At 71.0% G+C, this 26,319-nt stretch carries 19 protein-coding genes; 10 read left to right on the forward strand and 9 right to left on the reverse strand.

Going from position 1 to position 26,319, the window contains the following annotated elements; translation table 11 throughout:
- Nucleotides 1–30: 30 nt before the first annotated feature.
- Entirely contained in the window at nt 31–882 is an 852-nt protein-coding gene (gene pdxY, locus ACFY36_RS10800) for a pyridoxal kinase PdxY (RefSeq protein WP_499745707.1), read from the reverse strand.
- An 84-nt stretch (nt 883–966) separates the two neighbouring features.
- Between pdxY and ACFY36_RS10805 the strand changes: the two genes are divergently transcribed.
- On the forward strand, nt 967–1,731 hold the full coding sequence (locus ACFY36_RS10805; protein WP_499745708.1) for an NPP1 family protein: 765 nt from the start codon (nt 967–969) through the stop codon (nt 1,729–1,731).
- A gap of 130 nt (nt 1,732–1,861) precedes the next feature.
- The gene (locus tag ACFY36_RS10810) at nt 1,862–2,467 is read left to right on the forward strand and encodes a hypothetical protein (RefSeq protein ID WP_499745709.1); all 606 of its coding nucleotides are present in this window, start codon (nt 1,862–1,864) and stop codon (nt 2,465–2,467) included.
- Here ACFY36_RS10810 and ACFY36_RS10815 read toward each other — a convergent pair.
- Both ACFY36_RS10815 and ACFY36_RS10820 read right to left on the reverse strand, forming a co-directional pair.
- Nucleotides 2,464–3,606, reverse strand: a complete 1,143-nt coding sequence (locus ACFY36_RS10815) for an acyl-CoA dehydrogenase family protein (RefSeq protein WP_499745710.1) — start codon at nt 3,604–3,606, stop codon at nt 2,464–2,466. The two genes, ACFY36_RS10810 and ACFY36_RS10815, sit on opposite strands and share 4 nt — an antisense overlap.
- Before the next feature lie 2 nt (nt 3,607–3,608).
- Entirely contained in the window at nt 3,609–4,460 is an 852-nt protein-coding gene (locus ACFY36_RS10820) for a hypothetical protein (protein WP_499745711.1), read from the reverse strand.
- A 98-nt stretch (nt 4,461–4,558) separates the two neighbouring features.
- Between ACFY36_RS10820 and ACFY36_RS10825 the strand changes: the two genes are divergently transcribed.
- On the forward strand, nt 4,559–5,002 hold the full coding sequence (locus tag ACFY36_RS10825; RefSeq protein ID WP_499745712.1) for a hypothetical protein: 444 nt from the start codon (nt 4,559–4,561) through the stop codon (nt 5,000–5,002).
- A 171-nt stretch (nt 5,003–5,173) separates the two neighbouring features.
- On the forward strand, nt 5,174–6,310 hold the full coding sequence (locus ACFY36_RS10830) for an adenosylhomocysteinase (RefSeq protein WP_499745713.1): 1,137 nt from the start codon (nt 5,174–5,176) through the stop codon (nt 6,308–6,310).
- A gap of 44 nt (nt 6,311–6,354) precedes the next feature.
- Here ACFY36_RS10830 and ACFY36_RS10835 read toward each other — a convergent pair whose 3' ends face one another.
- Entirely contained in the window at nt 6,355–12,099 is a 5,745-nt protein-coding gene (locus tag ACFY36_RS10835) for a ThuA domain-containing protein (protein ID WP_499745714.1), read from the reverse strand.
- A 143-nt stretch (nt 12,100–12,242) separates the two neighbouring features.
- A complete protein-coding gene (locus ACFY36_RS10840) occupies nt 12,243–15,053 on the reverse strand; it encodes a beta-galactosidase (protein WP_499745715.1) in 2,811 nt (936 codons plus the stop codon).
- 118 nt (nt 15,054–15,171) lie between these two features.
- Between ACFY36_RS10840 and ACFY36_RS10845 the strand changes: the two genes are divergently transcribed.
- Nucleotides 15,172–17,166 (forward strand): M6 family metalloprotease domain-containing protein, encoded by a 1,995-nt coding sequence (locus tag ACFY36_RS10845; protein WP_499745716.1) that lies wholly within the window; start codon nt 15,172–15,174, stop codon nt 17,164–17,166.
- A gap of 3 nt (nt 17,167–17,169) precedes the next feature.
- Here the strand turns inward: ACFY36_RS10845 and ACFY36_RS10850 are convergent, their stop codons facing one another.
- Nucleotides 17,170–18,576 (reverse strand): FAD-binding oxidoreductase, encoded by a 1,407-nt coding sequence (locus ACFY36_RS10850; RefSeq protein ID WP_499745717.1) that lies wholly within the window; start codon nt 18,574–18,576, stop codon nt 17,170–17,172.
- A 97-nt stretch (nt 18,577–18,673) separates the two neighbouring features.
- On the opposite strand from ACFY36_RS10850, the gene ACFY36_RS10855 reads away from it, so the two are divergent.
- From ACFY36_RS10855 to ACFY36_RS10865, 3 genes are read left to right on the forward strand one after another with little or no spacing between them, the layout of a single operon-like run.
- Complete coding sequence (locus ACFY36_RS10855) at nt 18,674–20,488, forward strand: AfsR/SARP family transcriptional regulator (protein WP_499745718.1); 1,815 nt, start codon at nt 18,674–18,676, stop codon at nt 20,486–20,488.
- On the forward strand, nt 20,485–20,856 hold the full coding sequence (locus tag ACFY36_RS10860; protein ID WP_499745719.1) for a DUF1622 domain-containing protein: 372 nt from the start codon (nt 20,485–20,487) through the stop codon (nt 20,854–20,856). The genes ACFY36_RS10855 and ACFY36_RS10860 overlap by 4 nt, the downstream gene beginning before the upstream one ends.
- Nucleotides 20,853–21,113: a hypothetical protein gene (locus ACFY36_RS10865; RefSeq protein ID WP_499745720.1), complete on the forward strand. Its 261-nt coding sequence runs from the start codon at nt 20,853–20,855 to the stop codon at nt 21,111–21,113. The genes ACFY36_RS10860 and ACFY36_RS10865 overlap by 4 nt, the downstream gene beginning before the upstream one ends.
- On the opposite strand, the gene ACFY36_RS10870 is transcribed toward ACFY36_RS10865, so the two are convergent.
- Genes ACFY36_RS10870 through ACFY36_RS10880 form a run of 3 tightly spaced genes read right to left on the reverse strand, consistent with a single transcriptional unit; the run spans nt 21,076 to nt 23,598 of the window.
- Nucleotides 21,076–21,852, reverse strand: coding sequence for an SAM-dependent methyltransferase (locus ACFY36_RS10870; RefSeq protein WP_499745721.1), 777 nt, complete (start codon nt 21,850–21,852; stop codon nt 21,076–21,078). The two genes, ACFY36_RS10865 and ACFY36_RS10870, sit on opposite strands and share 38 nt — an antisense overlap.
- Before the next feature lie 13 nt (nt 21,853–21,865).
- The gene (locus ACFY36_RS10875) at nt 21,866–23,317 is read right to left on the reverse strand and encodes a glycoside hydrolase (RefSeq protein WP_499745722.1); all 1,452 of its coding nucleotides are present in this window, start codon (nt 23,315–23,317) and stop codon (nt 21,866–21,868) included.
- A 59-nt stretch (nt 23,318–23,376) separates the two neighbouring features.
- The gene (locus tag ACFY36_RS10880; protein ID WP_499745723.1) at nt 23,377–23,598 is read right to left on the reverse strand and encodes a hypothetical protein; all 222 of its coding nucleotides are present in this window, start codon (nt 23,596–23,598) and stop codon (nt 23,377–23,379) included.
- Between the two features lie 137 nt (nt 23,599–23,735).
- On the opposite strand from ACFY36_RS10880, the gene ACFY36_RS10885 reads away from it, so the two are divergent.
- Together ACFY36_RS10885 and ACFY36_RS10890 are read left to right on the forward strand one after the other, a co-directional pair.
- On the forward strand, nt 23,736–25,223 hold the full coding sequence (locus tag ACFY36_RS10885; protein WP_499745724.1) for a glycosyltransferase family 4 protein: 1,488 nt from the start codon (nt 23,736–23,738) through the stop codon (nt 25,221–25,223).
- A gap of 36 nt (nt 25,224–25,259) precedes the next feature.
- Complete coding sequence (locus tag ACFY36_RS10890; RefSeq protein ID WP_499745725.1) at nt 25,260–26,300, forward strand: CinY protein; 1,041 nt, start codon at nt 25,260–25,262, stop codon at nt 26,298–26,300.
- The last annotated feature ends 19 nt before the right edge of the window (nt 26,301–26,319 follow it).

Raw genomic sequence — 26,319 nt, forward strand, 5'->3', positions numbered from 1 at the left:
TTCGATCACGGCATGGTGCGACCGCTGCCGTCAACGCACCCGTTCGGACTTGAACTGCATGCGCGGGTTCGCGTAGAACTCCTGAGCCTCCACCAACTGCAACTCCCGCTGGCCGGAGCGGTAAGTCGTCTCAATCAAATCGAAGACGCTTGAGGCCGTACGTTCCAGCGCCACCCCCGCGTCCTTCGTGGCCACGTAATGCGCGGTGAACAACGCCGCCGTCACGTCCCCCGACCCGTTCGCCTTGAACGGCAGGTGGGGCGTGTTCACCAACCAGGCGCCGGCCGGGTCCACCACCAGCATCTCGATCGTGCCCTCTTCTCGGTCCGGGCGTTCCACGCTTGTCACCAGCACCGTCGACGGGCCCATTTCCCGGGCCAGGTCGGCCGACGCCAGGGTCGATTCAATGGTGTCCGGTGAAGTGCCGGTCAGGAAGCCCAGCTCGAACTGGTTCGGCGTGATGATGTCGGCCACCGGCACCACCCTGTCGCGTAGCAGCTCGGGGATCTCCGGCGCCACGAAGCAGCCCGACTTCGCGTTTCCCATGACCGGGTCGCAGGCGTACACCGCCGCCGGGTTGGCCTCCTTCACCCGGCGCACCGCGTCGACGATCACGTCGCCGATGCCCACGCCGCCCTGATAGCCCGACAGCACCGCGTCGATCTGCGGGAACACCCCGCGCTCCTCCACGCCGAGCAACACCGAAGCGACGTCCGCGGGCGGGATCAGCGGGCCGCGCCACGCGCCGTACCCCGTGTGGTTGGAGAAGTTGACCGTATAGACCGGGACGACCTCGACGCCGATGCGCTGCAACGGGAACACGGCCGCGGAGTTGCCGACGTGGCCCCAGGCGACCGCCGACTGGATGGACAGAACCTTCATCCCTCCAGCCTAGGGACCCGGCCGCCGCTCTGTGTTCACGCCCCATCTATTGACGCTTGTGAATCACAACCGCGAAGATCAGCCATGCGCCTGGTACGCCTCGGGGCCGTGTCCGGTCTCGCCACCCTCTTCCTGCTGGTCGCGGCCTCCCCCGCCCTGGCCGACCCTCCCCACAACCTCCCCCAGAACGCCGGCGGGTACGAGCAATCGTTCTCCCCGGCCTACGACTACGACACCGACGGCTGCTACGCCGTCCCCGCCATCGGCCCCGACGGGACGATCAACGGCGGCCTGAACACCACCGGCGCCGTCAACGGCTCCTGCCGCGACCAATGGGACCTGGACAATTCACAGACGTACGCCCGCTCGAAATGCAACAACGGCTGGTGCGCCATCGTCTACGCCAGCTATTTCGAAAAGGACCAGGCGGTCGCCGGCAGCGGCCTCGGCGGCCACCGCCACGACTGGGAACACGTGATCTCCTGGGTCAGCCAAACGTCGAACCAGGTCGAGTACGTCACCACGACCCAGCACAGCTCGCAGGTCACCTACGCCCGTTCCCAGGTGCGTTTCGACGGCAGCCACCCGAAGGTCGTCTACCACAAGGACGGCGCCTCCACCCACTTCTTCCGCCTCGCCAACAGCAACGACGAGCCGCCGGAGAACCACTACCACAATTGGCGCTACCCACCCGTGGTCGACTGGAACGGCTACCCCACAGTCGCCCTGCGCGACAAACTGATGGCCGCCAATTTCGGCTCCGCCACCATCAAAATCAAAGACGGCTCCTTCGAATACCTCCTGAACGCCGCCAAGCCGTCCGCCATCCCCTTCAACCCGTACGCCTAGCACGAATGGCTTAGCACGAACGGCTTCAGAACAGCTCCGAACGACCGGCACCGACGGCCCCGACCTCACCTTAGGTTGGGGCCGTCGTGCGCTTTGCCTCAACTGAGCCCAGTCCTCGCTAGGAGAACCCGTGTCCTACCCGCCGCCGCACCCGGATCAGCCCCAGCCTTCCTGGCAGGTGCCGGCCGACCCGTACGGGACCGGATATCCGCCGAAGAAGCGCAGCAAGCTGCCCTGGGTCCTCGGCGGTGTGGGCGCCGTTCTCGTCCTCTGCGTCGGCGGCACGGTCATCGCCGCGGTGTCCAGCGGCGACGCCAAGGACAGCTTCGCGGACGGCTACGCGCAGGGCGCCGCCGCTCAGGCGTCCGCCCAGCAGACCACGGCGGCTGCCCCGACCACCGCCGCCGTCCCCGCCCAGCCCGCGGAGCTTCCCACTTCCGCCCCGGCGACGACACCGGCCACCACCGCACCGGCCACTACCAAGGCGGTCACCACGAAGGCGGCCCCGGCCAAGGTCAAGGTGCCCAGCGGCGTGGGCCTCGACTACCAGTCCGCGCAGGATCTGTGGCGCTCGGCCGGCCTCATCGTCGCCCCGGCCAAGGACGCCACCGGGGCGCACCGCCTGCCGGTCATCGACGCGAACTGGGTGGTGCTCGCACAGGACCTCAAGCCCGGCTCCACGGTCGAGTCGGGTTCTCTCATCACCGCGACCGTCAAGAAGTACAGCGACGACTAACCGCCGTACCCGAAGATTCTGGCGGCGAGGTCGGCCATCACCTCGCTGGCCCCGCCGCCGATTCCCAGGATTCGCGCGTCGCGGTAATGCCTCTCGACCTCCGACTCGCGCATGTAGCCCATGCCGCCGTGCAGCTGGACCGCCTCGTCGACCACGTATCGGCACGCGTCCACCGCTGCGTTCTTCGCCAAGCACGCCTCCCCCACGACCATCTCCCCGGCCGCGTGCCGCAGGGCCACCCGCCTCGTGTACGTCCGGGCCAGTTCGATCCGCTGCCTCATCTGCACGAGTTTGTGCCGCACCACCTGCCGCGCGGCGAGCGGCTTTCCGAACGTCGACCGGTCCCGCGTGTGCTCCACGCTCAGGTCGAGGCATCGCTGCGCCACTGAATAGGCGTGCACGGCCATCACGATCCGTTCCGGCACGAACACCTGCGCGATCAGCGGGAACGCCTCACCGATCAGATTGCGCGCCGGCACCCGGCAGTCGGCGAAGGACAACTCCGCCGTGTCCGAGCAGAGCCAGCCCATCTTGTCGAGCCGCCGCGACACCGTGAAGCCCGGCGTCCCCTTCTCCACGACCAACAGGCTGATTCCGGAAGCCCCAGGACCGCCCGTACGCACCGCGGTCGTCACGAAATCGGCCCGCGTGCCCGACGTGATGAACATCTTGGCTCCGTTGACGACGTACTCGTCGCCGTCCCGCACCGCCGTGGTCCGCAACGCCGCCACGTCCGAGCCCGCGTCCGGCTCGGTGATGCCGAGCGCGCACACCTTCTCGCCCGCCAGCGCCGGCCGGACGAAGCGATCGATCAGGCCGCCGTCCCCTGAAGCCACGATGTGCGGCAGCGCGATGCCGTGCGTGAACAGCGCCGCGTGACACCCCGACGAGCCACCCGCTTCCAGGAACGCCTCGGCCGCCACCACCACGTCCACGGTGTCGCCGCCGTCGCCGCCGTGTTCCTCGGCGAATCCGATTCCGTACAGCCCCGCCTTGGCCGCCCGCCGATGCAGTTCCCGCGGTATCTCGCCGTCGCGCTCCCATTGGCCGAGGTGGGGCACGATCTCCCGCCGTACGAACGAAGCCGTCGCCTCTCGCAACGCCGCCCGCTCCGAAGTCTCGAAAGGGTCGTCATACATGCCTACTTGAGCACCGCCCTCGGCGTGACACCGGTCGTCTCGCGGCAGAAGGCGGCGAGCGTGCGGTCGTCGCCCTCCTCCCGCAGGCATGCCGTGAACACCGCGAACACGCCGCTGGCGAGCAGGGTAGTGCCGCGTTCACGGTCCATCAAGGCCCGGTCGCCCGGGCGCACCAGACGGCGCAGGCCGAGCCCTTCGGCCATCGCGGTGAGCATCGTGGCCAGGTCGGTGACGGTCAGGCCGGGCCGCAGGGTCAGGCCGTAGTAGCCCAGGATGCCTTCGGCGGTCCGGGCCCAGGCGTCGGTGATCGCCTCGTACATCCGGTCGAGGGCCTCCCGGATGATCGGCACGTCCGGCGCCAGGGCCTGCATGAGCACCTGGAGGCGGAAGTGCTTGTGCTCGAACAGCACCGCCTCGTTGAACGCCATCCGCTCGAACACCGCGTCCACCGGTACCTCGTCGTCGATCAGCTCGCGGACCGTCTCGAACGCGTAGTCGTCGCCGGCGAACCAGCTCGGCACGGTCAGCGCGTAGATCACGAGGTCGGAGTCGAAGCGGGCCTTCGTCGGCCACGTCTTGGCGTACGCGTTGCGGGCGCTGCTGGCCGGGTTGTCCTGCCCGGCGAACTCCTCGTCGAGGGCGGCCCGCGCGCAGACGGCCGGCACGGTCGGGAATCGGAACGGGTCGTCGATCCCGCCGCCGAGGCTCTCCTGCAGGAGCTCCGCGCCGACCTCCAGCAGCACCCGCACGCGCGGATTGCGCAGCCGTCTTCCCTGCTCGACGCGGGTCTGTTCGCTGACGAACGGACCGACGTCGAACGCGCCGTCACCTGTCATCGTGACCCGGACCCCCATGCGGGGCCCTCGGTCGGGGGCCCCGCGGCGGAGTCTTCCGGGCATCGATGGTGATTGGTAGACCTGCGACGGAAGCACGACTCACGAGGGGATGGGACATGAGATTCCGACGTACGATCGCGGCCGCCGCCACGCTGTTCACCGCGCTCCTGGCGTTCTTCGTGGTGACTCCGGCCCAGGCCGCCCCCGGCCAGTCCTACCTGACCACCGGCCAGTCGCTGACCGGCGGGCAATATCTGGTGAAGGGCCGGTTCCGGCTCAACATGCAGACGGACGGCAACCTTGTCCTGTACGAGAACTTCGGCACCAGCAGCCAGCGGGTGTGCGCCGCGTCGAACACGTACGGCTACAACGGCGCCCACGCCTGGAACTCCCCCGACGGCTACTTCGCCGTCTACGCCACCAACGGCGGCGTCCTGTGGACGACCCGCCCCTACACCGACAACGTCAACTACAACGGCGGCCTGGTCCAGCTCATCGCCAACGGCGACGCCGAGTTCACCGGCGCCGGCTACTGGCGGTACGTGTACTGGCGCTGCTGACTTCAGACGATCGCGGCCTCGGCTACCATCGCCGCATGACTTCGATGCCCGGCGTGCGCCCTCCGCGGCGCCGGGCCGTGTTCGGTGACCACTCCTACCGCATGGACTTCTACCAGTAGGTCCGGCCGGCTCTCCCCTGCCCGCCGACTACCACTGGAAGACAAAACCGACATGATTTCTGAGTCCTTGCTGTCCTCGTACGAACACCCGGCCGTTCGCTGGGCCGCCGCCCACATGCCTCTCCTGCACGAGACGATGAGCCGTTCCAAAAACGCTTTCGCCGGCGTACGGCTGGGAATGTGCCTTCATATCGAACCGAAGACCGCCGTCCTGGCCACCCTCCTGGTCCGGGCCGGCGCCCACGTCCGCCTGACCGGCTCCCCCGGCACGACCAGGCCCGAGGTGGTCGCGGCTCTGCGCGAGATCGGCGTCGAGGTGTACGCCGGTGACGACGATCCGCAGGTCACCCAGGTTCTCGACCTCGAACCGGACCTGCTGCTGGACAACGGCGCCGACCTGACCCTGGGCCTTCTCGCCCGTGGCGTCCCGCGGCATTTCCGGGGCGGCACCGAGGAGACCACCACCGGTGGCCTGCGGCTGCGTGAGGGCGGCCACGCCGGCGTGCCCTTCCCGGTCGTGGTGATCAACGACAGCCCGCTCAAGCAGCTGGTCGAGAACCGGTTCGGGGTCGGGCAGAGCGTCGTGCAGGGCTTCATGAACGCCACCAACCGCATGCTGCCGGGCGCGAACGCCGTGGTCGTCGGCTACGGCCCGTGCGGGCGCGGGGTGGCCCAGACGCTGCGCCTGCTCGGCGCCCGGGTGTCGGTGGCCGAGATCGACCCGTACCGCAGCCTCGAGGCCGCCCTCGAAGGGCACGGCACCGGCCCCGCCGAGGATCTCCTCCCCGGCGCCGACCTGGTCTTCCTCGCCACCGGGCGGCCCGGCGTGCTCGGCCAGGCGCAGATCGAGCGCCTCCGGGACGGCGTGGTCCTGGCCGGCGTCGGCCACCGCGGCGACGAGGTGGACCTGCGGCTGCTCGGCACCCCAGGCCCCGGCACCGGCTCACACCACCGCGAGCACCTGCTCGCCGACGGCCGCCGCGTCGTCGTGCTGGCCGAAACCCGCATGATCAACCTGGTGGCCGCCGGCGGCAACCCGATCGAGGCCATGGACCTCGGCCTGACCCTGCAGACGGCGTCGCTCGCCGCCATCGCCACGGGTGCGGTCGCCGGTGGCGTGCAGCCGGTGCCGGACGCGCTCGACCGGGACATCGCCGAGCGGTTCGCGGCCCGCCTGACGTCCTCCTGACAAGCGGAGAGGGCCCGCCCCGCAAAGGACGGGCCCTCCCGACGTCAGCGCCTCGGGGAGATCCGGGTCGGATCGCCGCCGAGACGGCCGGCGCCCTTCAGCAACTTGCCGTCGTTCGCCTTGACGCCGGCCGCGCTGGCCGTGCCGCCGAGGCGGACGATCATCGCGTCGGCGTCGCGGAGCAGCGTGTTCCGGACGTCGGCCTCAGTCGCCTGAGAGACAACCGCGGTCCTGAAGGCGTTCAGCTCCTTGATCGCCTTGTCGTCCTTGCCGGCGGCCTCGGCCTTGCGGACCGCGTCCAGCTTCTTGGTCAGGTCCTTGTGGGCCTTGGCCGAGAGCCGGCTGGTCGCCTTGAACCGGTCCAGCAGGTTCTGCATGTCCCGGAACGAGGTGGTGACGTAGAACTGGACCGTGGTCGTGGTGCGGTTGCCCGCCTTGTCGACCGCGGTCGCGGTGAGGTCGTGCAGGCCGAGCGGCAGCTCGTACAACGCCAGCAGAGCGCCGTTCGTGTACGCCTGACCGTTCAGCGTCGCGCTGGTGCTCTGCACGCCGGAGGTCGGGTCGACCGCCTGCCACGAGACGCGCACGTCCTGGCTGTCGCCGTAGAGCTGACCGTGCGCCACTCCGGAGACCAGCAGTGTCGGCTTGGCCCCGTCGATCCGTACGACCGCGGATTTGAGGGTCTCCGCGTTTCCCGCCTTGTCGGTGGAGCGGTAGAGCAGCTCGTGCTGGCCGTCCCCCTTGACGTCCACGGGTGAGGTGTACGGGGTCCACGCGCCCCCGTCCAGCGACCACTCCAGCTTGCCGACGCCCGATCCGGCGTCGGCCGCGCTGAGCGTGACCGGGATGGCGCCGGCGTGCCAGCCGTTGTCGTTCGGCGGGGCGAACGACGCCGACGTCAGCGGCGCCGTGCTGTCGATCTTCACCGCGGCCGACTTCGCGGTCTCCACGTTGCCGGCCTTGTCGGTCGAGCGGAACCGCACCTCGTGCGAGCCGTCACCCGTGACCAGAACCGGTGCGGTGTAGGCGGTCCAGGCCGTGGCGTTGTCGACCTGATATTCCGTGCCGGCGACGCCGGAGCCGGCATCCGTGGCAGTCAGAGTGACCGTGACATCCCCGGTGTGCCAGCCGTCGACCGGCGTGCCCGACACCGACGCCGCGGTCGCCGGGGCGGTGGAGTCGGAGTTGGCCGCGGTGAGACGGAAGTAGTCGAACGCCACCGTCTTGGCCGCGGTCTGGTCGGTTCCGATGCTGTAGAGACCCACCTTGGAGACGGCGGCGTTGGTCAGCGCCGGGAACGACGTCCACGTCGTGCCGTCGGCCGAGTAGGACGCCGTGTAGGTGCTGCCGGCCTTGGCCAGCCGCAGGTGCCACACCCCCGACGTCAGGTTGCCGGACTGGGGCTGCGGATCCTGTACCGCCGCCCCGATCTCGCTGCGGAACTCGATGCGCCGGCTCACCGCCTGCCCGGCCTCGTTGTCGAGCACGTAGTCGAGCTTGACGTAGTTGTCGTCGTCGCCGTAGACGATCAACCCGGCCTGCTGGTACCGCTCGTTCAGCGTGCTGCCGTCGACCTTCGTCTCCACGGTCCAGTCGCCCGACGGCGCGTTCTGCAGGACGAAGTTCTTCGGCGCGGTGTTGCCCCCGCCATAGATGTCACCGGCCGGTGTGTCGATCCGCAAGGACCCATCGGCGATCCGGTACGCCGTCGCGTCCTCCCGGACGACCGCGTTCCACCGGCACTTGTCGAGCGTCGTGCCGGTGAACTCGTCCGACGGCGCGACCGGCTCGGCCGGCGCGTCGGGCGAGATCTGGAACCAGTCGAACGCCGCGTCCACCACCGGAGCGGTGGTGCCGCCGTTGAGCGCGAACACCCCGACCCGCGGGTTCACGATGCCGGCCAGCGCGGCCGCCCGCCCGACCGCCGTGAAACTCTGCCCGTCAGCCGACGTGGCCGCCGTCAGGTTCGTCCCGTCGCTGATCAGCCGCAGGTAGAACGTGTCGCCGGCCGGGGCCGGGGCGCTGTCGCCGCTCTCGTTGCGCGGCGTGCCGGCCGTCTCCCGGATGAACTCGACCGTGCGGGACCCGTTGTAGAGCAGATCGAGCTTGGCGTAGTTGTCGTCGTCGCCGTAGACCAGAAGGCCGGCCTGCTGGTAGTTCGCGGTCACGGGCAGGGTGATCTTCGTGGTGGCCTGCCAGGCCCCGCTCGGCGCCGGTTGCAGCACCAGGTTGGTCGCGTCGTTGCGGGCGCCGTAGAGGTCGCCCACCATGGTGGGCAGCTTCAGCGATCCGCCGCCGACCGAGAAGGTCTGGTTCTCCCGGACCACCGACCACCGCGTGCGGTTCAGCCCGTCACCGAGGAAGTCGTCCGAGCGCGCCCCGAAGCAGGCCGTGTTCGGTGCTTCGACCTTCACCGGCACATTGACGTACGCCTTGGCGCCGCGCTTGTCCGTGACGGTCAGCGTGGCCGTGAAGTTCCCCGGCGCGTTGTACGTGTGGCTCGCGTCCAGCGTGTCGGCCTTGCCGCCGTCGCCGAAGTCCCAGGCGTACGTCAGCGGGGTGTCGCCCTCGGCGTCGGTGGCGGTGCCGTCGAAGGCGACGGTGACCGGCACGGTGCCGCTCGCCGGTGTCGCCGTGGCGCTGACCGTGGGCGGAGCGTTCTCGGTGACGCCGCGGCCGAGGAAGTCCATCCAGTTCACGTTGAACAGCGATCCGGCGCCGTCGCCCGGGTCCTGGGCGATGAAGAACAGCGACTCCGTCTCGGTGGCGGTGACCGGAACCGTGACGTCGGCCCAGGTCTGCCAGCCGCCCGTGCCCGGCACGGTGGCCGTGGCAAGCAGCGGGCCGTCGGCCGCGCCCGACCTGACCTCGATCCGGCCGCCGTTGACGGCCGAGGCCACCCGGAAACGGATCGAGTCGACGCCGGTCAGGCTGGCCGGGTCGAGCGACCACCAGTCGCCGTCCTCGATGAAGCCGATGTTCTGGCCGCCGCCGGCCGGGTCGGTGGTGGTCTCGCGCTGCACCCCGGCGTCGCCACCGCCGGTGCTGCCGGCCACCCGGCCGGTGCCGATGTAGTACTCGGCCTGCTTGCGCTTGGGCTGCAGCTGCTCGATGGCGCGGCCGGTGAGCGGGGCCGCCCCGCCCTCACCGCCGTCGTCGGTGTAGGTCGCCTCGAACACCGCGAAGACGTCGGCCTCGGCGCCGTGCCCGGCCGCGAGCGCGGTCTGCACGGTGCCGGTGCAGCCGGTGTGCTGCTCCAGCGGGTGGGCGTGCTCGTCGTGGCCGAGCAGCACCTGCAGCTGGATCCGGTCGCACTCGATCGTGCCGTCCTCGGGGTCGGTCACCTTGATCGTGTATTTGACCTGGTCGCCCCAGTCGAAGAAGCCGCCGTCGGGCGGGAACTCGATGGACACGGTGGGCGCGGTGTTGCCGACCGTCACCGGCACGTTGGCGACCGCCGTACGGCCCTTGGGGTTGGTGACGGTGAGCTGCGCGTTGTAGTTGCCGGCCTTGGTGTACGTGTGTTCCGGGTTGGCCTCGCCGGAGGTGCCGCCGTCGCCGAAGGTCCAGGCGTAGGTCAGCGCGCCGCCGTCCGGGTCACGGGAGCCGGCGCTGGAGAACTTCGCCGTCAGCGGCACCGGGCCCGAGGTCGGTGTCGCGCTCGCGGCGGCGATCGGGGCCCGGTCACCGGCCACGTAGTCGATCCGGTAGACGCCGGAGTCGTCGTTGCTGCCGCCGAAGCCGCTGCCCCACTCGATCATGTAGAGCGCGCCGTCCGGGCCGAACTCGAAGTCCATCGGCCGGATGAAGCTCATCCCGGTCAGCAGCTGGTTGATGTCGACCAGCGACTTGCCGTCCGCGGTGACCTGCATCGTGTACATCTTCGACTGGTTCCACTCGCCGAACATGGCCTTGCCGTCGTAGTAGGCCGGCCACTTGCGGTCGGAGCTCAGCGCGGCGTCGTACCGGTAGACCGGGCCGCCCATCGGCGCGCCGCCCCCGCCGATCTCGGGGAAGCGCGGGTTGCCGCCGTAGTCGTAGTCGACGGTCGCCGCGATGGCCGGCGGCAGGTCGGTGAGGCCGGTGTTGTTCGGGGAGTCGTTCTTCGGCGCCGCGCAGTCGAACTTGGCGCCGCTCGGGCCGGACGGGAACGGGTAGTCGTTGTACGCGTAGTTCGCGCCGGTGCAGTAGGGCCAGCCGTAGTTGCCCGGCTTGCCGACGATGTTCCACTCCACGGTGCCCTCGGGGCCCCGGTTCGGGTTGGTGGTGCTGGCGTCCGGCCCGTAGTCGGCGACGTAGAGGGTGCTCGTCGCCGGGTCGACGCCGATGCGGAACGGGTTGCGGAAGCCCATCGCGTAGATCTCCGGCCGCGTCTTGGCGGTGCCGGGAGCGAAGAGATTGCCGGCCGGGACGGTGTACGACCCGTCGTCCTCCGGATGGATCCGCAGCACCTTGCCGCGCAGGTCGTTGGTGTTGCCCGAGGACCGCTGGGCGTCGAAGTCCTGCCGGCCCGGCCGCTCGTCGATCGGGGTGTACGCGTCCGACTCGAACGGGTTCGTGTTGTCGCCGGTGGCCAGGTAGAGGTTGCCGTCGCGGTCGAAGGTCATGCTGCCGCCGGCGTGGCAGCAGGTGTTGCGCTGCGTGCCGACCTCCAGGACCACCTTCTCGCTGGCCACGTCGATGGTGTCGCCGGTGACGGTGAAGCGCGACAGCAGGTTGCGGGGCGTCCCGTCGTTGCGGGCGTAGTAGAGGTAGACCCAGCCGTTGGTGGCGAAGTCCGGATCGAGGCGGATGCCGATCAGGCCATCCTCGTTGCCGGTGAAGACATCCAGGTCGACCGCTGTGGCCGTACGGCCGGTGTCGGGCTTGATGATCTGCACCCGCCCGTCCCGCTCCACATAGAACACCCGGCCGTCCTTGGCGATGTCCAGCTCCATCGGGTTGCTGGTGTTGCCGTCGAGCGCGACCTTCTCGAAGCTGCCGGTCAGCGAGGCGCCGCAGTCCGCCTCGACCACACCGGCCGCGGTCTGGATGCCGCCGAGGAGGTGGGAGAGGAATTGCGGATCGGCGTACGACTCCTGGGTGTGCCCGCCGCCGGTGTACCAGGCCCGCCCGCCGTCGTAGTCCTGGCACCACGCGGTCGGATGGTCGCTGCCCATCGCGCCGGCGCCCGGGCTGTAACTGGTCTCGTCCAGGCTGGCCAGCACGTGCACGTCACCGCGCGGGTTGGTCTGGAAGTTGTACCACTCGTCGAAGCGCGACCAGCGCTCCGGCAGCTCCGCCGTCGACGCGTGAGCGTGGTCCTCGACCTTGACCGTGGCCTGCTGATTGGCCGGGTGGTTCGAGAAGTAGGCCCCGACCAGCTTGCCGTACCAGGGCCAGCTGTACTCGGTGTCGGACGCCGCGTGGACGCCGGCATAGCCGCCGCCGGCCTGGACGTAGCGCTCGAAGGCGGCCTGCTGACCCGCGTCCAGAACGTCGCCGGTGGTCGAGAGCCAGACGACGGCCCGATAGTTGGCGAGGTTGGCGTCGGTGAACGCGGCACCGTCCTCAGTGGCGTCGACGGAGAAGCCGTTGTCGGCGCCGAGCTGGCGGATGGCCTCGATCCCGGCCGGGATGGAGTCGTGCCGGAACCCGGCGGTCTTGGAGAAGACGAGCACCGAGTACGGGTCGGCGGCCGCGGCGGCCGGGGCCGCCTGGGCGGCCGGCGCGCTGATCAGGGTCACGGCCAGGACGGCGCAGGAGGACAGGACGGCGGTGAGCACTTTTCGAAGGCGTCGATGGGGCACAGGAGCTCCTTGTGTCCTTTGAGGTCGGTCCGGCCCGCCGAATAGCCATCCCGCATCGATATTTGTTTAGTCCTTGGACAAACTTCGGGCCTGCGTCACGTTTCAAGCAAGAGCCCGCCGTGTAACGGTTGGGTAACTCATGGTCAACTGACCCCTCCCCGCTGGCTGCCGGCGACCGCCAGGCCCGGCATGGTGACCGTGCTCGGCGAGGTGGCGATGACGGCGATGGCCAGGGTGTTCCGGCCGTCCGGGCGCAGCGGCCCGGCCGGCAGCACGAAGTCGGTCTGCGGGCCGATGGCCGCTCCGTACTGCCCGACCTGCCAGCCGTTGAGATAGACGACGGCCCGGTAGCCGGCCGGTGGCGTACCACCGAAACGCAGCACCACCGAGGTGTCCTGCCCCTCCGGCAGGCCGAGCCGGAACCCGGTGCGGAGCCAGGTGACGCCGGCCGGCACGGTCGCGCCGGCTCTCGGCCAGCCCTGATCGGCGTGACCGGGCAGGGTCCAGCCGGCCCGCTCGCCGTAGAGGCCGCCGTTGTTCAGCCCGCCGCGCACCGGATCGATCGCCGCGGTGCCCTGGATCCGCCACGTCACCGGCGCCGGCGACCCGTTGACCCGGGCCCCGACGAGCCCGCGGGGCTGCCGGAACCGGTTGTCGTCGGCCGTCCAGTCGTCGTTGTGGCCCATGTTCTGCACCAGCACCGACAGCACGGCCGGGGCGCCGGGCTTCAGCAGGCCGGCCGGCACGGCGAACTCCCCCGCGCCGGGCGACGGGTTGGCCGGCGCGTCCGAGTCGGCCTGGACCCCACCGGCGGCCGAGCCGAGATAGCGCCCGTTCAGCCAGACCAGATAGTTGCCGCGTTTGCCGGTGATGGCGTTGAGCGACACGGACGTCTCGCCGCCGGTGGCGGTGAACCGGCCCCGGTACCAGACGCTGCCGGTGTGGAAGCCGTACTCGTCGCTGAACAGCACCGGCTGGGTGAGCGGGACGAACGGGCTCAGACTCGTGGCCCGGTCGGCCACGGTCCAGCCGGAGTCGTCGAAGCCGGGCGCGGCCTCGGGCGCCTCGGCGTGCTGCCGCCAGCCGGTGAGCGCCGGCAGGGCGACCGGCCGCGGCCCCGGCAGGCGGCCCAGCAGCGATCCGCTCGGCGTGCGGCGGGTGGCGACGCGCTCGCCGTTCACGGTCACCGCGCGCCCGGCCGTGAACACCTCGACCGGCCCGGCCTCGGCGGTGTCGGCGCGGAGCGCCACGGCACCCGGAGCCGCCGTGGCCGACCGCAGCAGGCCCGTGCCGCGCACCAGGACCGGGCCGGCGGCGGTGTCGGCCCGCCAGAACGACGCCGCGGTGCCGGCGGTGCCGAGCAGAAGCAGCAGCGGCCGCCGCCCTCCGCCGTCGATCAGCACCCGGGCCAGGCCGCTGTGCTTGTAGTCGAGCCGCAGCTCACCGCCGGCCGGGTCGAAGGACGACGTGACCCGGCCGTCGAGCACGGTCACCCGCGGCCGGGACGGGTAGCGCAGCACGGTCGCGCCCGGCGTGCCCTGGGCGCCGTGGAGCACCGCGATGTCCCGCCCGCCGATCGCCTCGTGGGTCAGGATCTCCGAAGTGGACGCCACGAGCCGCTGGCCGCCGAAGCCGTACTGGCCGGCCAGGACCTTGGCGTCACGCCCGGCGAGCGTCACCGGGAAGGCGTGGCCGCCCCAGTCGAGGGTGCTCGACACGGCCGCCGTGCCCGGGTTGCGCACCAGCACGAACTGGGCGCCGTCGTCCGGGTTGGCCCGCGCGAGGGTCTCCAGCCCGGCCGCTTGCGGCGCGGCCACCGGATCGGTGCGGGTGAGCGAGCCGGCCGTGGCCCGCAGGAAGTAGCCCTGGCGCTTGTACTCGTCGTATTTCGCGGTGAGCTGCCGGGCCTCGGTGATGGCGGCACCGTAGTCGTAGGAGGTGTAGACGTCGTTCGGCTGGGCCAGCCAGCCCCAGTTCGTGCCGCCGAAGCCCATGTAGTAGCTGAACGCCGTAGCCCCGCTGGTGATCAGGTTGCTCTTCTGGAAGTACCGGGTGTACGCCACCCCGGTGAGCTCGCGGCAGGCCTCGTACCCGGCGTTGTTCACGTCGATCGCGCCCGCCTGATATTCGGCCGCGAAGACCGGGGCGTCCTCGCGGACCCGCTCGGTGATCCCGGGACCCCAGGCGCCCCAGACGGTCGCGGCGTTGCCGCAGTCGAAGGACTGCGGATAGTCGTCCACCCCGGGGATCTGCACCGCCCCCGGCCCCGACGCCCAGGTCGAGGTCCACGAGGCCGCGTCGCAGCACAGGTTCGTGGTGATCGGCACGTCGATGCCGTGGCCGCGCGCGGTGTCCTGAAGGTCCTGCATGTAGGCGGCGTCGGTGTTCACCGCGTACTCGTTCTCGACGTTGTAGAGCAGCACCGACCCGCCCCGGGTGATCTGATGCCGGGCGATGATCGGGTTGATGTGCCCGAGCCATTCGCGATAGGCGGCGGTGTAGCCGGGCGCGCTGCTGCGGGCCCGGCCTGGCACGAGCTTGAGCCATCCCGGGAAGCCACCGCCGGTGGTCTCGGCGTTGATGTAGGGCCCGGGCCGCGCGATGACGTACAGCCCCACCTGCTCGGCCGTCCGCAGCAGCCGGTCCACGTCACGCACACCGCTGAAGTCGTAGACGCCGGGCGCGGGCGAGTGGAAGGCCCAGTCGAAGTAGACGGACACGGCGTTGAAGCCGGCCGCTTTCTCCTTCTCCAGGATGTCGCGCCACAGCTCCGGGCTGGGCAGCCGGAAGTAGTGGAACTCGGCCGCCTGCACCAGCACCCGCCGCCCGTCGACCATCAGTGAGTGCTTGTCGTAGCTGACCCGATGCACCGGTTCAGCGGCCGCCGGCGCGCCGGACAGCCCACCCCCGGCCAGCGCCAGTACCAGAACGAGCAGGATGCGGCTGAGCTTCATGCCAGGCCCTTCCACGCTTGTCATTGACACGTGTCAATAAATACTCGCATGGAGAGACGGACAATGGGAGCGCTCCCGAGCATTGAGGTTTGTAAATTCATGCGACAGGATGGCGTTCATGACGAGTGCGCGGCGCCTGGTCTCGGCAATGTCCGTTGTGACGCTGGCCGTGGCCGGCGCCCTCACCGCCACGCCGGCCACCGCGGCGCCGCCCGGCGAGGTCGATCCCGACACGCCCTGGCGGATGCGGCACTGGCCGCAGACCCAGCCGTGGCAGATCGATGAAGCGGCCGCTCTCAGCAAGCCGAACGGGCCGCAACCGGTCGACCCGCAGCGCTACGAGCTGCCCGACACCATGACGTGGTCGGACTACAAGCCCGTGCCCGGCACGAACTGGGCCGACCCGGCCGTGAAGGGGTCGGAGCGCAACTTCAACGGCGCCCTCGTGCTCGTCGACTATCCGAACCAGCCGTTCGTCGTCACGCAGCCCGCCAACTCGACGATCTACGGGAACCCGTCCGGCGTACAGAATCTGACCCGGTCCGAGGTTCCCCAGTTCTACCGGGACTTCCTCAACAAGCCCGGCACACTCAACCGCGGCCACACCATCCACGAATACTGGATGGAGGACTCCAACGGCCGCTTCGGCATCGAGCTCAGCTCCTTCGGCGTCTACCAGATGCCCAGCGACAGCCACGAGTACGGCATCGAGGCCCAGATGCAGCGCGGCCAGGGTTGCCCGGCCGGCGACGTCTGCAACCGCAACCTGCGCACCGACGCCCGCGCCGCCTGGATCGCCGCCGTCGGCGAGGCCGAGGCGGCCAAGTACGACTTCGTCTTCTTCCTCTCGGCCGGGCAGGACGAGTCGGCCACCTGGCAGGAGTTCGGGCCGATGAAGTTCACGACGAAAGAGGACGTGACCGACGAGTGGGGTCCGCCGGACACGGCCCTGCCCAACTGGAACGCCACCCGCTACGTCGACTGGACGTCGTGGCAGGCCTCGGCCAACATCTGGCCCAACGCCAGCCAGGGCAGCTCGCTGCAGGCCGAGAGTTCCGGCATGTCGACGTACGCCCACGAGTTCAGCCACATCCTCGGGGTCGGCGACAACTACAACAACCCGTACAGCGTCCCGGCCCGCCGCGACTACAGCGGACCGTGGGAGATGCTCAGCCGCGGCACGTTCAACGGGCCCGGCGGCCCGCACAGCCGGTGGCTGATCCCCGGCACCTCGGGCTCGTCGATGGGCGCCCAGCACATGCTGCGCAACAAGTTGAAGCTGGGCATCGCCTCCTCCGACGCGGTGCTCCGGCTTTCCCGCGACGCGCTGGCCACGTCGGGTCTGGTGCTGACCACTGTGACGGCTCGAGTGGTCGAGTCGGGCGGCATCAACGTGACCCTCGACGGCGGCGACCGCTCCCCGGCCTGCGACACCGCGGCCGACCCGTTCTGCGACGGCGGCGGCTACGACAACTACACCCTCGAGGTCGTCGACCGCATGGGCTTCGACTCGTTCACCCCCGACTCCGGCGTCCTGCTGGCCAAGACCAAGAACGAGGACGCCGCACCCTTCATCTGGACCATCGACGCCAATCCGCAGGACATCGACAAGGTCGACTTCGTCCTGCCCGACGGCACACCGCAGAAGATGACGATCGGCGACTACCGCCAGCTCTCCGACGCCCTCTTCCACGCCGGCACAAATTCCGGGAGCGCTTTCGAGTACGCCGACACGGCCAACCGCCTGCACTTCTACATCCTCGACCGCAAGCGGAACAGCAAGGGCGTTCTCTCGTACGAGGTCGCCGTGCGCTCCCTCGACGGCGCCGGCCCGGCCAAACGGGGCGTCCGCGCCTATCCGGACACGGCCCGCCCCGACCGGACCGGCTGGACCCGCTGCACCGTCCCGGTCCGCAACACCGGCCGGGCCGCCGACGTCTTCCGGGTCACCGCCCCCGGCGCCACACTCCCCCGCACCGTCATCGGCGTCCCCGCCGGCCAGACATCGGCCGTCGAGGTCTGGACCAAGGACACCCGCCGCACGGCGGTGACCCTCACCTCGGAGAGCAACCCGGCCGCGAAGTCCACCACCACCTGCACGGCCCGGCGGTAGGGCTCACTGCGCCGGCGGGATGTTGTGGTTGACGCGGAACAGGTTGGCCGGGTCGACGCGGCGCTTGATCCCGGCCAGCCGGGCATAGTCGCCCGGCGCGTAGGCCAGGGCCGCCGTCGCCGGTGCCGCGTCGGCGGCGAACATGAAGTTCAGGTAGCGGCGGCCGGTCGACCAGGGCTCGAGGGCGTCGATCAGCCGCTGCTCGTAGGCGTGCAGCGCCTCGGCGTCGGGCGGCCCGCCGGCGGCCACCAGGAAGACGTTGTAGAGCGTCCGGTCACGGTTGCCGACGGCGTTGGGGATTTCGGGGGTACGGCTGAGGGCGCCACCGAGGTGCCGCACCTCGGCCAGCACGAGCGGCGAGCCGGCCTCCGGCCCGGCGTACCGCAGGATCGCGTCGACCGCCTCGGCCGGCAGGTCCCGCAGCAGGGCCGCGTGCTCGTAGAGCGGCAGCGGGTCGACCGGGTCGTTGTGGACGGCGGCCACCGCCGCGTACGGCATCGGGCCGACCGCGTCGATGATCGGCGTGCCCAGCTCCCGGAACCCGGCGATCAGGGCCTCGCCGTCGGACGGCTCGCCGAGATAGGCGACGCGCAGGTGTGCGACGAGCCGGTCGCGCAGCGGCTCCGGCACGAACGGGGCGGCCGGAAGGTGCAGCAGCCCGACCGACGCCGACATCTCCTCCGGCAGGTCGCGGGTCCACTCGCGGAACCGGTGCAGCACCGCGCCGGCGAGCTCGCCCGGGAAGAAGATGCCGCCGCCGTAGAAGGTCGTGATCGGGAAGACGGTGAACTCGATGGCGACGACGATCCCGAAGTTGCCCTTGGCGCCGCGCAGCGCCCAGAACAGGCCGGGATCGCTGTCCGCGGTGACGTGCCGTAGCTCCCCGTCGGCGGTCACCACGTCCAGAGCGGTGACGTGGTCGGCGGCGTAGCCGTACTTGCGCCCGAACGGCCCGAGCCCGCCGCCCAGGGTGTAGCTCACCACCGTCACGGTCGGCGACGAGCCGTTCAGGGCGCCCACGCCCAGCTTGCCGGCCAGCTCGATGAACTCGGCCCAGCGCACGCCGGCCTCGACCCGGGCGGTCATGGCGTCCGGGTCGACGGCCAGGCCGGTCAGCCGGCGGGTGGTGATCAGCACCGAGCCGTCCGACGAGACGGAGGTGCCGTGGCCCGCGCCGAGGACCGCGACCGGCAGATCGTGAGCGGCGGCGAAGCGTACGGCCAATTGGATGTCCTCGGCATTGGTGGCGCCGACGACGACGGCCGGGGTATGCACGACGGTGAGGTTGTACGTCGCGAGTTCCTCCGCGTAGCCCTCGTCGCCCGGCTGGAGGACGGGACCGGCGGCGGACGCGCGCAGAGCGGCGACGCCGGCCGCGGAAGGAATACCGGTCAAGGGGGACGCGCTCATGTGACGGCCTTTCAAGGGGGCCGGCACTGGCGCCGGCCGCGGTAGGCCCATTGAGCCGCACATGGTTCGACGAAGGGTTGACGGAAGATAGATGCCCATGGTGACGGGGGATGGTGTGACGGCGCTGCGAATTCAGGTGCTCGGCCCGGTGCGGGCGTGGACGGACGACGACGAGCTCGATCTCGGCACCCCGCAGCAGCGCGCGGTGCTCACCGCGCTGGCGCTGCGGGAGGGGCGGCAGGCCACGCTGGAGGCGCTGATCGACGCGGTGTGGGGCGCGGATCCGCCGCGGACGAGCGCGCTCACCCTGCGGACGTACATCTCCCGGTTGCGGCAGTCGTTCGGCCCCGGCGCGATCGAGACCGTCAACGGCGGCTATCGGCTGCGGCTCGGCCCCGGAACCCTCGACCTGGCGGACTACACGGCGGCGGTGGCGCGGGCCCGCACGGCGCGCGAGGCCGGCGAGCAATGCCGGGCGGCGCAGGCGTTCCAGCAGGCCGACGGCCTCTGGCGGGGGCCGGCGCTGGCCGACGTCCCGGGGCCGTACGCGGCCGCCCAGCGGGCGCGGCTCGAGCGGGAGCGGCGCGCCGCCGTCGAGGAACGGCTCGCGCTCGACGTCGGTTCGGGCCGTCCCGCCGCCGCGGTCACCGAACTGACCGCGCTGGTCGAGCAGCATCCCCTCGACGAGGGCCTGAGCGCCCTGCTCATGCTCGGGCTCTACCGGACCGGCCGGCAGGCGATGGCCGTGGCCGAGTTCCACCGGATCCGGGAGTTGCTGTCCGGCGAGCTCGGGCTCGATCCAGGTCCGGCCCTGCGCGACGTCTACCAGCGGATCCTGAACGGCGAGCCCACCCCGCCGGTGGAGGAACCGGCGGCCGTCCCGGCGCCCGGGCAGCTGCCGCCGGGCATCCGGGACTTCGTCGGGCGTACGGATCTGATCGAGCAGGTCACCGGGTTGCTCCTCGCGGACGGCCTCAGCGCCCCGGCCGTCGGTCTCGCCGGGCTCGGCGGGGTGGGCACCAGCACGCTGGCCGTCCACGTCGCCCACCGCCTCCGGGACCGGTTCCCGGACGGGCAGCTCTACGCCGACCTGCGCGACGGCGACGATCGCGCGGTGCTGTCCGGCTTCCTCCGCGCGCTCGGGGTTCCGGTCGCCGAGGTTCCGGACGATCCGGCGGAACAGGCCGCGCTGTGGCGGACCGTCTCGCACGGCCGCCGCCTGCTCGTCGTGCTCGACCATGCCCGTGCACCCGGGCAGTTGAAGGTGTTGCTGCCGGCCGGAAGCGGAAGCGCCGCGATCGTCACGGGCGGCCGGCGCGTCCCCGGGATCACGCGCTGGTTCTCCGTGCCGCCCTTCGACCCGGACGATTCCGTCGAGCTGTTCCGCCGGGTCGCCGGCCGCGACCGGGTCGACGCCGAACGCGAGGCCGCGCTGCGGTTCGCCGCCGCCTGCTCCCACCTGCCGCTGGCGGTCCGCCTCGGCGCCGAACGCCTCGCCGCCCGGCCCACGTGGTCGGTCGCGGCGATCGGCGAGCGCCTGCGGGTGGAGATGCGCCAGCCGGTCGCCCTGCACGAGGACTGCGTCCGCGTCGAGGCGCCGTTCGAACGCGACCTGGCCGCGCTGCGGGCCACCGACCCGTTCGCGGCCGTCGCGTTCGGGCTGGTCGCCCTGTCCGACGACCCCGAGATCACCACCGCCGGCGCGGCCCGCCTGCTGGACCTGCCCGAGACCGAGGCCGAACGGCTGATGGAGTCGATGGCCGACGCCCACCTGGTCGAGCCGGCCGGCTACCAGCGCTACCGCTACCTGGAGATCGTCCGCTGGTTCGCCCGCCGCCAGGCGATCGCCGCCCACACACCGCGGCCGCGCACACCGGCCCGGCCACGGCCCGCGCGTACGTTGACGTCATGAACGAGATCTTCAGCGAGCGGTGGCTGTCCGAGGCCGTCGATCTGATGGTGCGGCTGGTCGAGGCGGCCGGCGCGCTGATCATCTTCGTGGGAGCCATGGTGGCTTTCGCCCGGTTCGTCGTGGTCGGGCTGCGGGAGCGGCGCGCCGAGGCCTTCGTGCCGGTGCGGCTGGGCCTGGGCCGGTTCCTCGCGCTCGGGCTGGAGTTCCAGCTGGCCTCCGACATCCTGCGCACCGCGATCGCGCCGACCCTGCGGGAGATCGCCGAGCTGGCCGCGGTGGCCGCGATCCGGACCGCGCTCAACTTCTTCCTCACCCGCGAGATCAAAGAGGAGCGGGACGAGCTGGCCCGGCCGGAACCCGCGCGGTGACCGCGCTCATCCAGTACGCGTCGCTGTTCTGCGTCGCCGCCGGGCTTGCCGGCGGCGCGCTCGTGCTGGCCGTCACCCGTGACGTCCGGGCCGCGCTGCGCACGGCCCTGGACTTCTGGCTCGCCGCCGGCCTGTTGCGGCTGGCCCTGCCCACCTCGGCCACACAGCTGCTGGCCGTCGTGGCCATCATCGCCGTCCGGCAGGTGATCAGCCGGGTCATCAGCGCTTCCGGGCGACCCCCGAACGCCCGTCGGTAGCGGGCGGCACCTCGCCGTCGCCGGGCCGCCACCGCGGGATCGGGACGACGCCCGGCTCGACGAGCTCGAGGCCCTCGAAGTAGCCCTCGACCTGGGCCACGCTGCGGGCGTTGTACGGGTGTCCCTGGTCCTTGGCCGCCTGGTGGCCGGAGCGGGCCTCGCTGCTGGTGTCGGTGCCGTCGGACAGCACCAGATAGCTGCCGGACGGCAACGCGCCCAGCAGGCGCCGCAGGATCGCCCGCGCCTCGTCGTAGTCGGCGACGTTGCCCAGGATCCCGAGCATCACCAGGCCGACCGGCCGGTCGAAGTCGAGGGTGCGCGCCGCCTCGCGCAGGATCAGGTCGGGGTCCTGCACGCTGGCGTCGATGTAGTCGGTCGCGCCCTCGGGGCTGCTGGTGAGCAGCGCCCGCGCGTGGGCCAGCACGAGCGGGTCGTTGTCGACGTAGACGATGCGCGACTCCGGGGCCAGGCGCTGCGCGACCTCGTGCGTGTTGTCGGCGGTGGGCAGTCCGGTGCCGATGTCGAGGAACTGGCGTACGCCCGCCTCGTGCACCAGGAAGTCGAGGGCCCGGCCCAGGAACTTGCGCTGCTCCCGGGCCAGCACGGCGATCTCGGGGAACCGTTCGAGGATCTGGGCGGCCAGCGCCCGGTCGATCTCGAAGTTGTCCTTGCCGCCCAGGATGAAATTCCAGACCCGAGCGCTGCTCGGCCTGCTCGTGTCCAACACCGGTTCCGTCACAGTGTCCACATTGTCATCCCACGCCGTCGATCTGCAACGTGTGCACCGATCCGGCGGGGACCGGCAGCCGTACGGCTTTGCCGCTCACCTGTACGTCGGAGCGCGCTGTGTAGCGGTCGGCGCCGGCCGGGACGGTCGACCAGCGGGTGACCGGGCCGGCCGCCTGGGCGAACCGGGAGAGGTCGAAGGTCAGGGTCTGCGCGGCGCCGGTGTTCACGGCGACGACGACCAGGCGCCGGGCGCCGGGATCGTAGGCGGCCGCGGCGTTGCCGGCGCCGGTGTCGACGATCCGCATGCCGGGCCTGATGTGCCGGGTGAACTGCGCGAGGACGTACAACTTGGTCTCGATCGCTCCGGCCGTGAGCGTGCCCGGGTCGTACCGGACGGCTCCCCAGCCGGCGCTGGGGTCCATCACCTGCCAGTAGCACCAGGCGGCCGGGTGGAGCCACCGCCAGTCCAGGCAGAGGTTGGCGGCCAGGGTGAGCCCGGTGCCGTCCCCGTCGCCGGTCTCGGAGTTCCACAGCACCTTGCCGGCCGCGCGGACGTCGTTGAACAGCAGGTCGCGGCGCCCGCCACCGCCCTGGTAGCCGTGGACGTTGACCTGACCGACGAGGGCCCTGGTCGAGGCGTCGAAACTGCCCCACGTCGTACGGGCGAGGTCGTAGCTCGTCTCGTCGGAGGCGGAGATGGTCACGCCGGAGAGCCCCTGGCGGTCGAGCTCGGCCCGCAGTTGGGCCAGGACGGAGCGCTGGGTGGCGGCGTCGATGTAGCAGCCCTCCTGGGTGCCGTCGGCCCGCCACCAGTTCGACGACGGCTCGTTGAAGGGATCCACGGTACGGAAGGTCACGCCCCACTGGTCCCGGGCCCGGCGGGCGACGATCGCGAGGTGGGCGGCGTGCTGCGTGTGGTTCCACGACTGGAGGTTGGGGCCGCCGCCGGCCGCGCCGGACGGGTTGTGGTTGAGGCACATCCACCACATGGGCGAGTTGGCGAAAAGCTCGCTGGAGGCGCCGCGCTGGGTGGCCTTGACGAGAGCGGCGCGCTGCTTGGCGTCGGCGTTCCAGTTCCACGCGGAGGAGGCGGGATCGGCGTTGCGCCAGTCCTGCCAGAACCCTTCGATCTGCTTGAACCGCGGAATGTTGGGCGAGGCCACCATCCGCTCCCCGCCGACGTCGTTGAAGCTGCTGGCGCCGAGGTTGTAGCGCGCGATGGTCAGCCCGAGCCCCGGCAGCGAGACCCCGTTGTAGGCGACCTGCCTGGTGGTGAAGAAGAGGTCGGCGAAGTCGTCCCGGTCACCGAAGACGTTGGCCCACCAGGCGAGGGAGGTCCCCCACCCTTGCCAGACCCCGTAGTCGGCCGCCGGATCGACGGTGATGGTGGCGTCAGCGCGGGCCGCCCCACCGGCCAGCGTGCCACCGATGGCACCGGCCGCCGCCGCGCCCAGGACAGTCCTTCGGGTAACCATGGCGCCCTCCACTACATAAGTCGATGAGCATCTATGTTTACGTTAACATCCCCGCTCGCTCACGAACCATCAGTGGCGTAACGAACCAGGGTGAGCACCAGGGCGATCGTGGCGCCGCAGGCACCGCCACCGGCCACGACGGCCAGGGGCATCGGGACCCCGCCGGCGTAGGACAGCAGGCCGGTGGCGGCGCCCACCAGCACGCCCGCGATCAGGGCGAAGCCGATCCACACCGCGCGCGGCACGCTCGGGGAGGGTGGCGTGGGGTTCGTGGACGTCATGGGAGTTTCCCTTCGTTCCGAAGTGGGTCTCCTCCACCTTCGACTCCCCGCGAAGGCCGTTGACAGATCGCACCGAAGGCTGACAGCCCCTTACAGGATTTGACGATCCGCTCCAGGCTCGTGATGCTCGGATCACCATGTCTGCCGAGTCGCCCGACGATCACCCGCTGGCCCGGCTGCGGGCGCGGATCGATGAACTGCACCTGCACAACGGCGAGCCCAGCACGCGGACCATTTCGCGCCGCGTCGGCAAGGCGATCAGCCACACCACTGTGAACAACGTTCTGCGCGGCGACAAGCTGCCCAGATGGGATCAGCTCGAGCTGGTGGTCGGATCGCTGGGCGGGGACGTCGAGGTCTTCCGGCCCCTGTGGATCGACGCGCGAAAGGCCGGGCCGCCTCAGGTACGCGGAGCGCCCGTCCGAAAGGTCCAGGTCCCTCGCTTCCTACTGGCCGCCAGCGAATGGAATCTGGGTCTCGGCGGCATATCCACCCTCAACCGTGAACTGGCGGTCGCTCTGGCCGACGCCGGCGTCGACGTCCATGTCGCCGTGCCCGCGGCCACGCGCGGGGAACTGAGCGCGGCCACCGGCGCCGGTGTCCACCTGGTCACCCCGGATCCGATACCGGGCGTCGAGGGCAAGGCGCTCATGCTGGCCAAGCCGAGGTTCACCGACCCCGGCTACCGGCCGGATGTCATCGTCGGGCATGGCCGCCAGGTCGGGTCGTACGCATATGGGCTTCAGCGGCTCTATTTTCCCGAGGCCCGGCGGATGCACATCGTGCACACCGATCCCGAAGGCCTGGAAAGCGCCCAGCAGGCGAACGAGCACCTGATCCGCGTGCTCGGCGAAGTTCACAGCAAAGTGGAGATCGATCTGGCCGCCACGGCCACGCTCGTGGCCGGCATCGGCCCGCAGCTCACCGAGCTCATCCGGGATCGCCTGCACGGCCGTCCCGGCACGATCCCCAAGGTGTTCAACCTCCAGCCGGGCCTGCACGACTGGGGACAGGTCGCCGATCCGCGTCATCCGCCGGCGCTCCCCCGGATACTGCTCATCGCGGGTTCCCGGGAGATCGACATGTTCATCCGCGCGGCGCGCACCGCGGCCGAACAGGCGCACTGGGTGGATCGACGCCTCCATCTGGTCATCCGTGGCGTACCCGCGGATGCCGCGCGGGACGTCCGGATGATCGCCGGCGAGGCTTTGGATGTCACCATCCGGCCGTACACGTCGGCCCAGGACGACCTGATCGCGGATCTTCGGCAGGCCCGTGTGGTCGCCGTGCCGGCCCCTCACGAGAAGTTCGGGCTGGAGGCGTACGAAGCGATCGCCGCCGGCGTCCCCGTGCTGGTCAGTGAGGAGAGCGGACTGGCCCGCATGATCGGATCCCTGCTCACCGGCGAGGACCGGCCACCGGGGATCCTGCCGACTCGCGGCGCGGACGCCGATGTGGAGTCGATCTGGGCCACGGCGCTCACCGGCGTCCTGGGCGACCCCGTCGGCGCGTTCCAGCGCGCGGCGCGGCTACGAGGTCAGCTCAGCGCCCGGACCAGCTGGAAGTCGACGATCGCCGAACTGCTCCGGCAGCTCGGCGTCGGGCCGCTCACCCCGGCCGGATGAGGACGGCTGGGCGACCGGCGCCGCAAGGTTTGAGTGGTGCGAGCTCTTCTGCCTCTCCTTCTCGTGGCCTGGACCGCGTTCGGGACCATCGACAGCGGTGGTCAGCATCGGGAGCATGAGCGCATCACCCGGGCCGCCCTCGCCTGCACGAACGGCGAGCCGGCCTGCTTCGAGCCGGCGACCACGGACTATCTGGCCGGTCACGACCGTGAGTTCGGCGCGGTCGGCGCGCCCGACAGCGACGAGATGGCCGACCCGGCCGCGCACTGCGACAACGCCGACTATCTGGCCGGCGGCTATCCGCAGAGCCGCGACACCGCCGCCGCCACCCTGCGGGACTGTGTCGAGCACCTGCGCGGGAATCTCCGGCACGGGCTGGACAGCGCCGGGGATCTCCTCGACGACCAGGGCGAGGTGATCGCCGCCGAGGTCTCGGTCAGCCCGGAATGCGATCCGCGGGAACGGGATGAGACCCGCGCCAAGTGCACGACCCTCGAGGCGTTCGGGCGGGTGCTGCACGGGGTGCAGGACTTCTACTCGCACAGCAACTGGGCCGACCAGGCCGATCCGTCCCGGCCCGTCGGCGACGACAACCCGCCCGGGCTGCACCGGCCCGGGCCCAGCCCGCTGCTCGACCTGCTCGGCCCGGCGGCCGGGGAGCCGCCCGCCGATTTCACCACCGGCTGCTACGTGTTGCAGGACCAGGTGCCGGGCGCCGGCGTCTGCCAGCTGCGGATCACCCACGCCGCCCTCAACAAGGACAAGGGCCTGATCGACCCGGTCAGCGGCCGGGCCACCGAGCCCGGAACGCCCCGCGGCCAGGTCGCCGACAACTTCGCGGACGCGGTGGCCGGGGCGATCGCCGAGAGCCGCCGCCAGTGGCGTGACTTCCGGACCGGCCTGACCACCCGGTACGGCGCCGAGCGGGCCTCGCGGATGGAGTGCGCCCTCACCCACGACGACCCGGTGAACGACTGCCAGGGCCGGAGCCCGAGCCGGATCGTGACCGTCATCGCCGTCGCGCTCGCCGTCGGCGCGCTCGGTGCCTGGTTCGTACGACGCCGCCGGTCATCCTGACAGAAGATGTCAGCTATCC

Origin of the sequence: Actinoplanes sp. NPDC000266 (assembly GCF_042899005.1) — a bacterium.
In the GTDB taxonomy this organism is placed as follows: domain Bacteria; phylum Actinomycetota; class Actinomycetes; order Mycobacteriales; family Micromonosporaceae; genus Actinoplanes.

What these genes read in the sequence shown, in the direction of transcription:
- pdxY (WP_499745707.1), bottom strand. Translation starts at nt 882, where the DNA reads ATGAAGGTTCTGTCCATCCAGTCGGCGGTCGCCTGGGGCCACGTCGGC.
- ACFY36_RS10805 (WP_499745708.1), top strand. Translation starts at nt 967, where the DNA reads ATGCGCCTGGTACGCCTCGGGGCCGTGTCCGGTCTCGCCACCCTCTTC.
- ACFY36_RS10815 (WP_499745710.1), bottom strand. Translation starts at nt 3,606, where the DNA reads ATGTATGACGACCCTTTCGAGACTTCGGAGCGGGCGGCGTTGCGAGAG.
- ACFY36_RS10820 (WP_499745711.1), bottom strand. Translation starts at nt 4,460, where the DNA reads ATGGGGGTCCGGGTCACGATGACAGGTGACGGCGCGTTCGACGTCGGT.
- ACFY36_RS10825 (WP_499745712.1), top strand. Translation starts at nt 4,559, where the DNA reads ATGAGATTCCGACGTACGATCGCGGCCGCCGCCACGCTGTTCACCGCG.
- ACFY36_RS10830 (WP_499745713.1), top strand. Translation starts at nt 5,174, where the DNA reads ATGATTTCTGAGTCCTTGCTGTCCTCGTACGAACACCCGGCCGTTCGC.
- ACFY36_RS10840 (WP_499745715.1), bottom strand. Translation starts at nt 15,053, where the DNA reads ATGAAGCTCAGCCGCATCCTGCTCGTTCTGGTACTGGCGCTGGCCGGG.
- ACFY36_RS10845 (WP_499745716.1), top strand. Translation starts at nt 15,172, where the DNA reads ATGACGAGTGCGCGGCGCCTGGTCTCGGCAATGTCCGTTGTGACGCTG.
- ACFY36_RS10850 (WP_499745717.1), bottom strand. Translation starts at nt 18,576, where the DNA reads ATGAGCGCGTCCCCCTTGACCGGTATTCCTTCCGCGGCCGGCGTCGCC.
- ACFY36_RS10855 (WP_499745718.1), top strand. Translation starts at nt 18,674, where the DNA reads ATGGTGACGGGGGATGGTGTGACGGCGCTGCGAATTCAGGTGCTCGGC.
- ACFY36_RS10860 (WP_499745719.1), top strand. Translation starts at nt 20,485, where the DNA reads ATGAACGAGATCTTCAGCGAGCGGTGGCTGTCCGAGGCCGTCGATCTG.
- ACFY36_RS10875 (WP_499745722.1), bottom strand. Translation starts at nt 23,317, where the DNA reads ATGGTTACCCGAAGGACTGTCCTGGGCGCGGCGGCGGCCGGTGCCATC.
- ACFY36_RS10880 (WP_499745723.1), bottom strand. Translation starts at nt 23,598, where the DNA reads ATGACGTCCACGAACCCCACGCCACCCTCCCCGAGCGTGCCGCGCGCG.
- ACFY36_RS10885 (WP_499745724.1), top strand. Translation starts at nt 23,736, where the DNA reads ATGTCTGCCGAGTCGCCCGACGATCACCCGCTGGCCCGGCTGCGGGCG.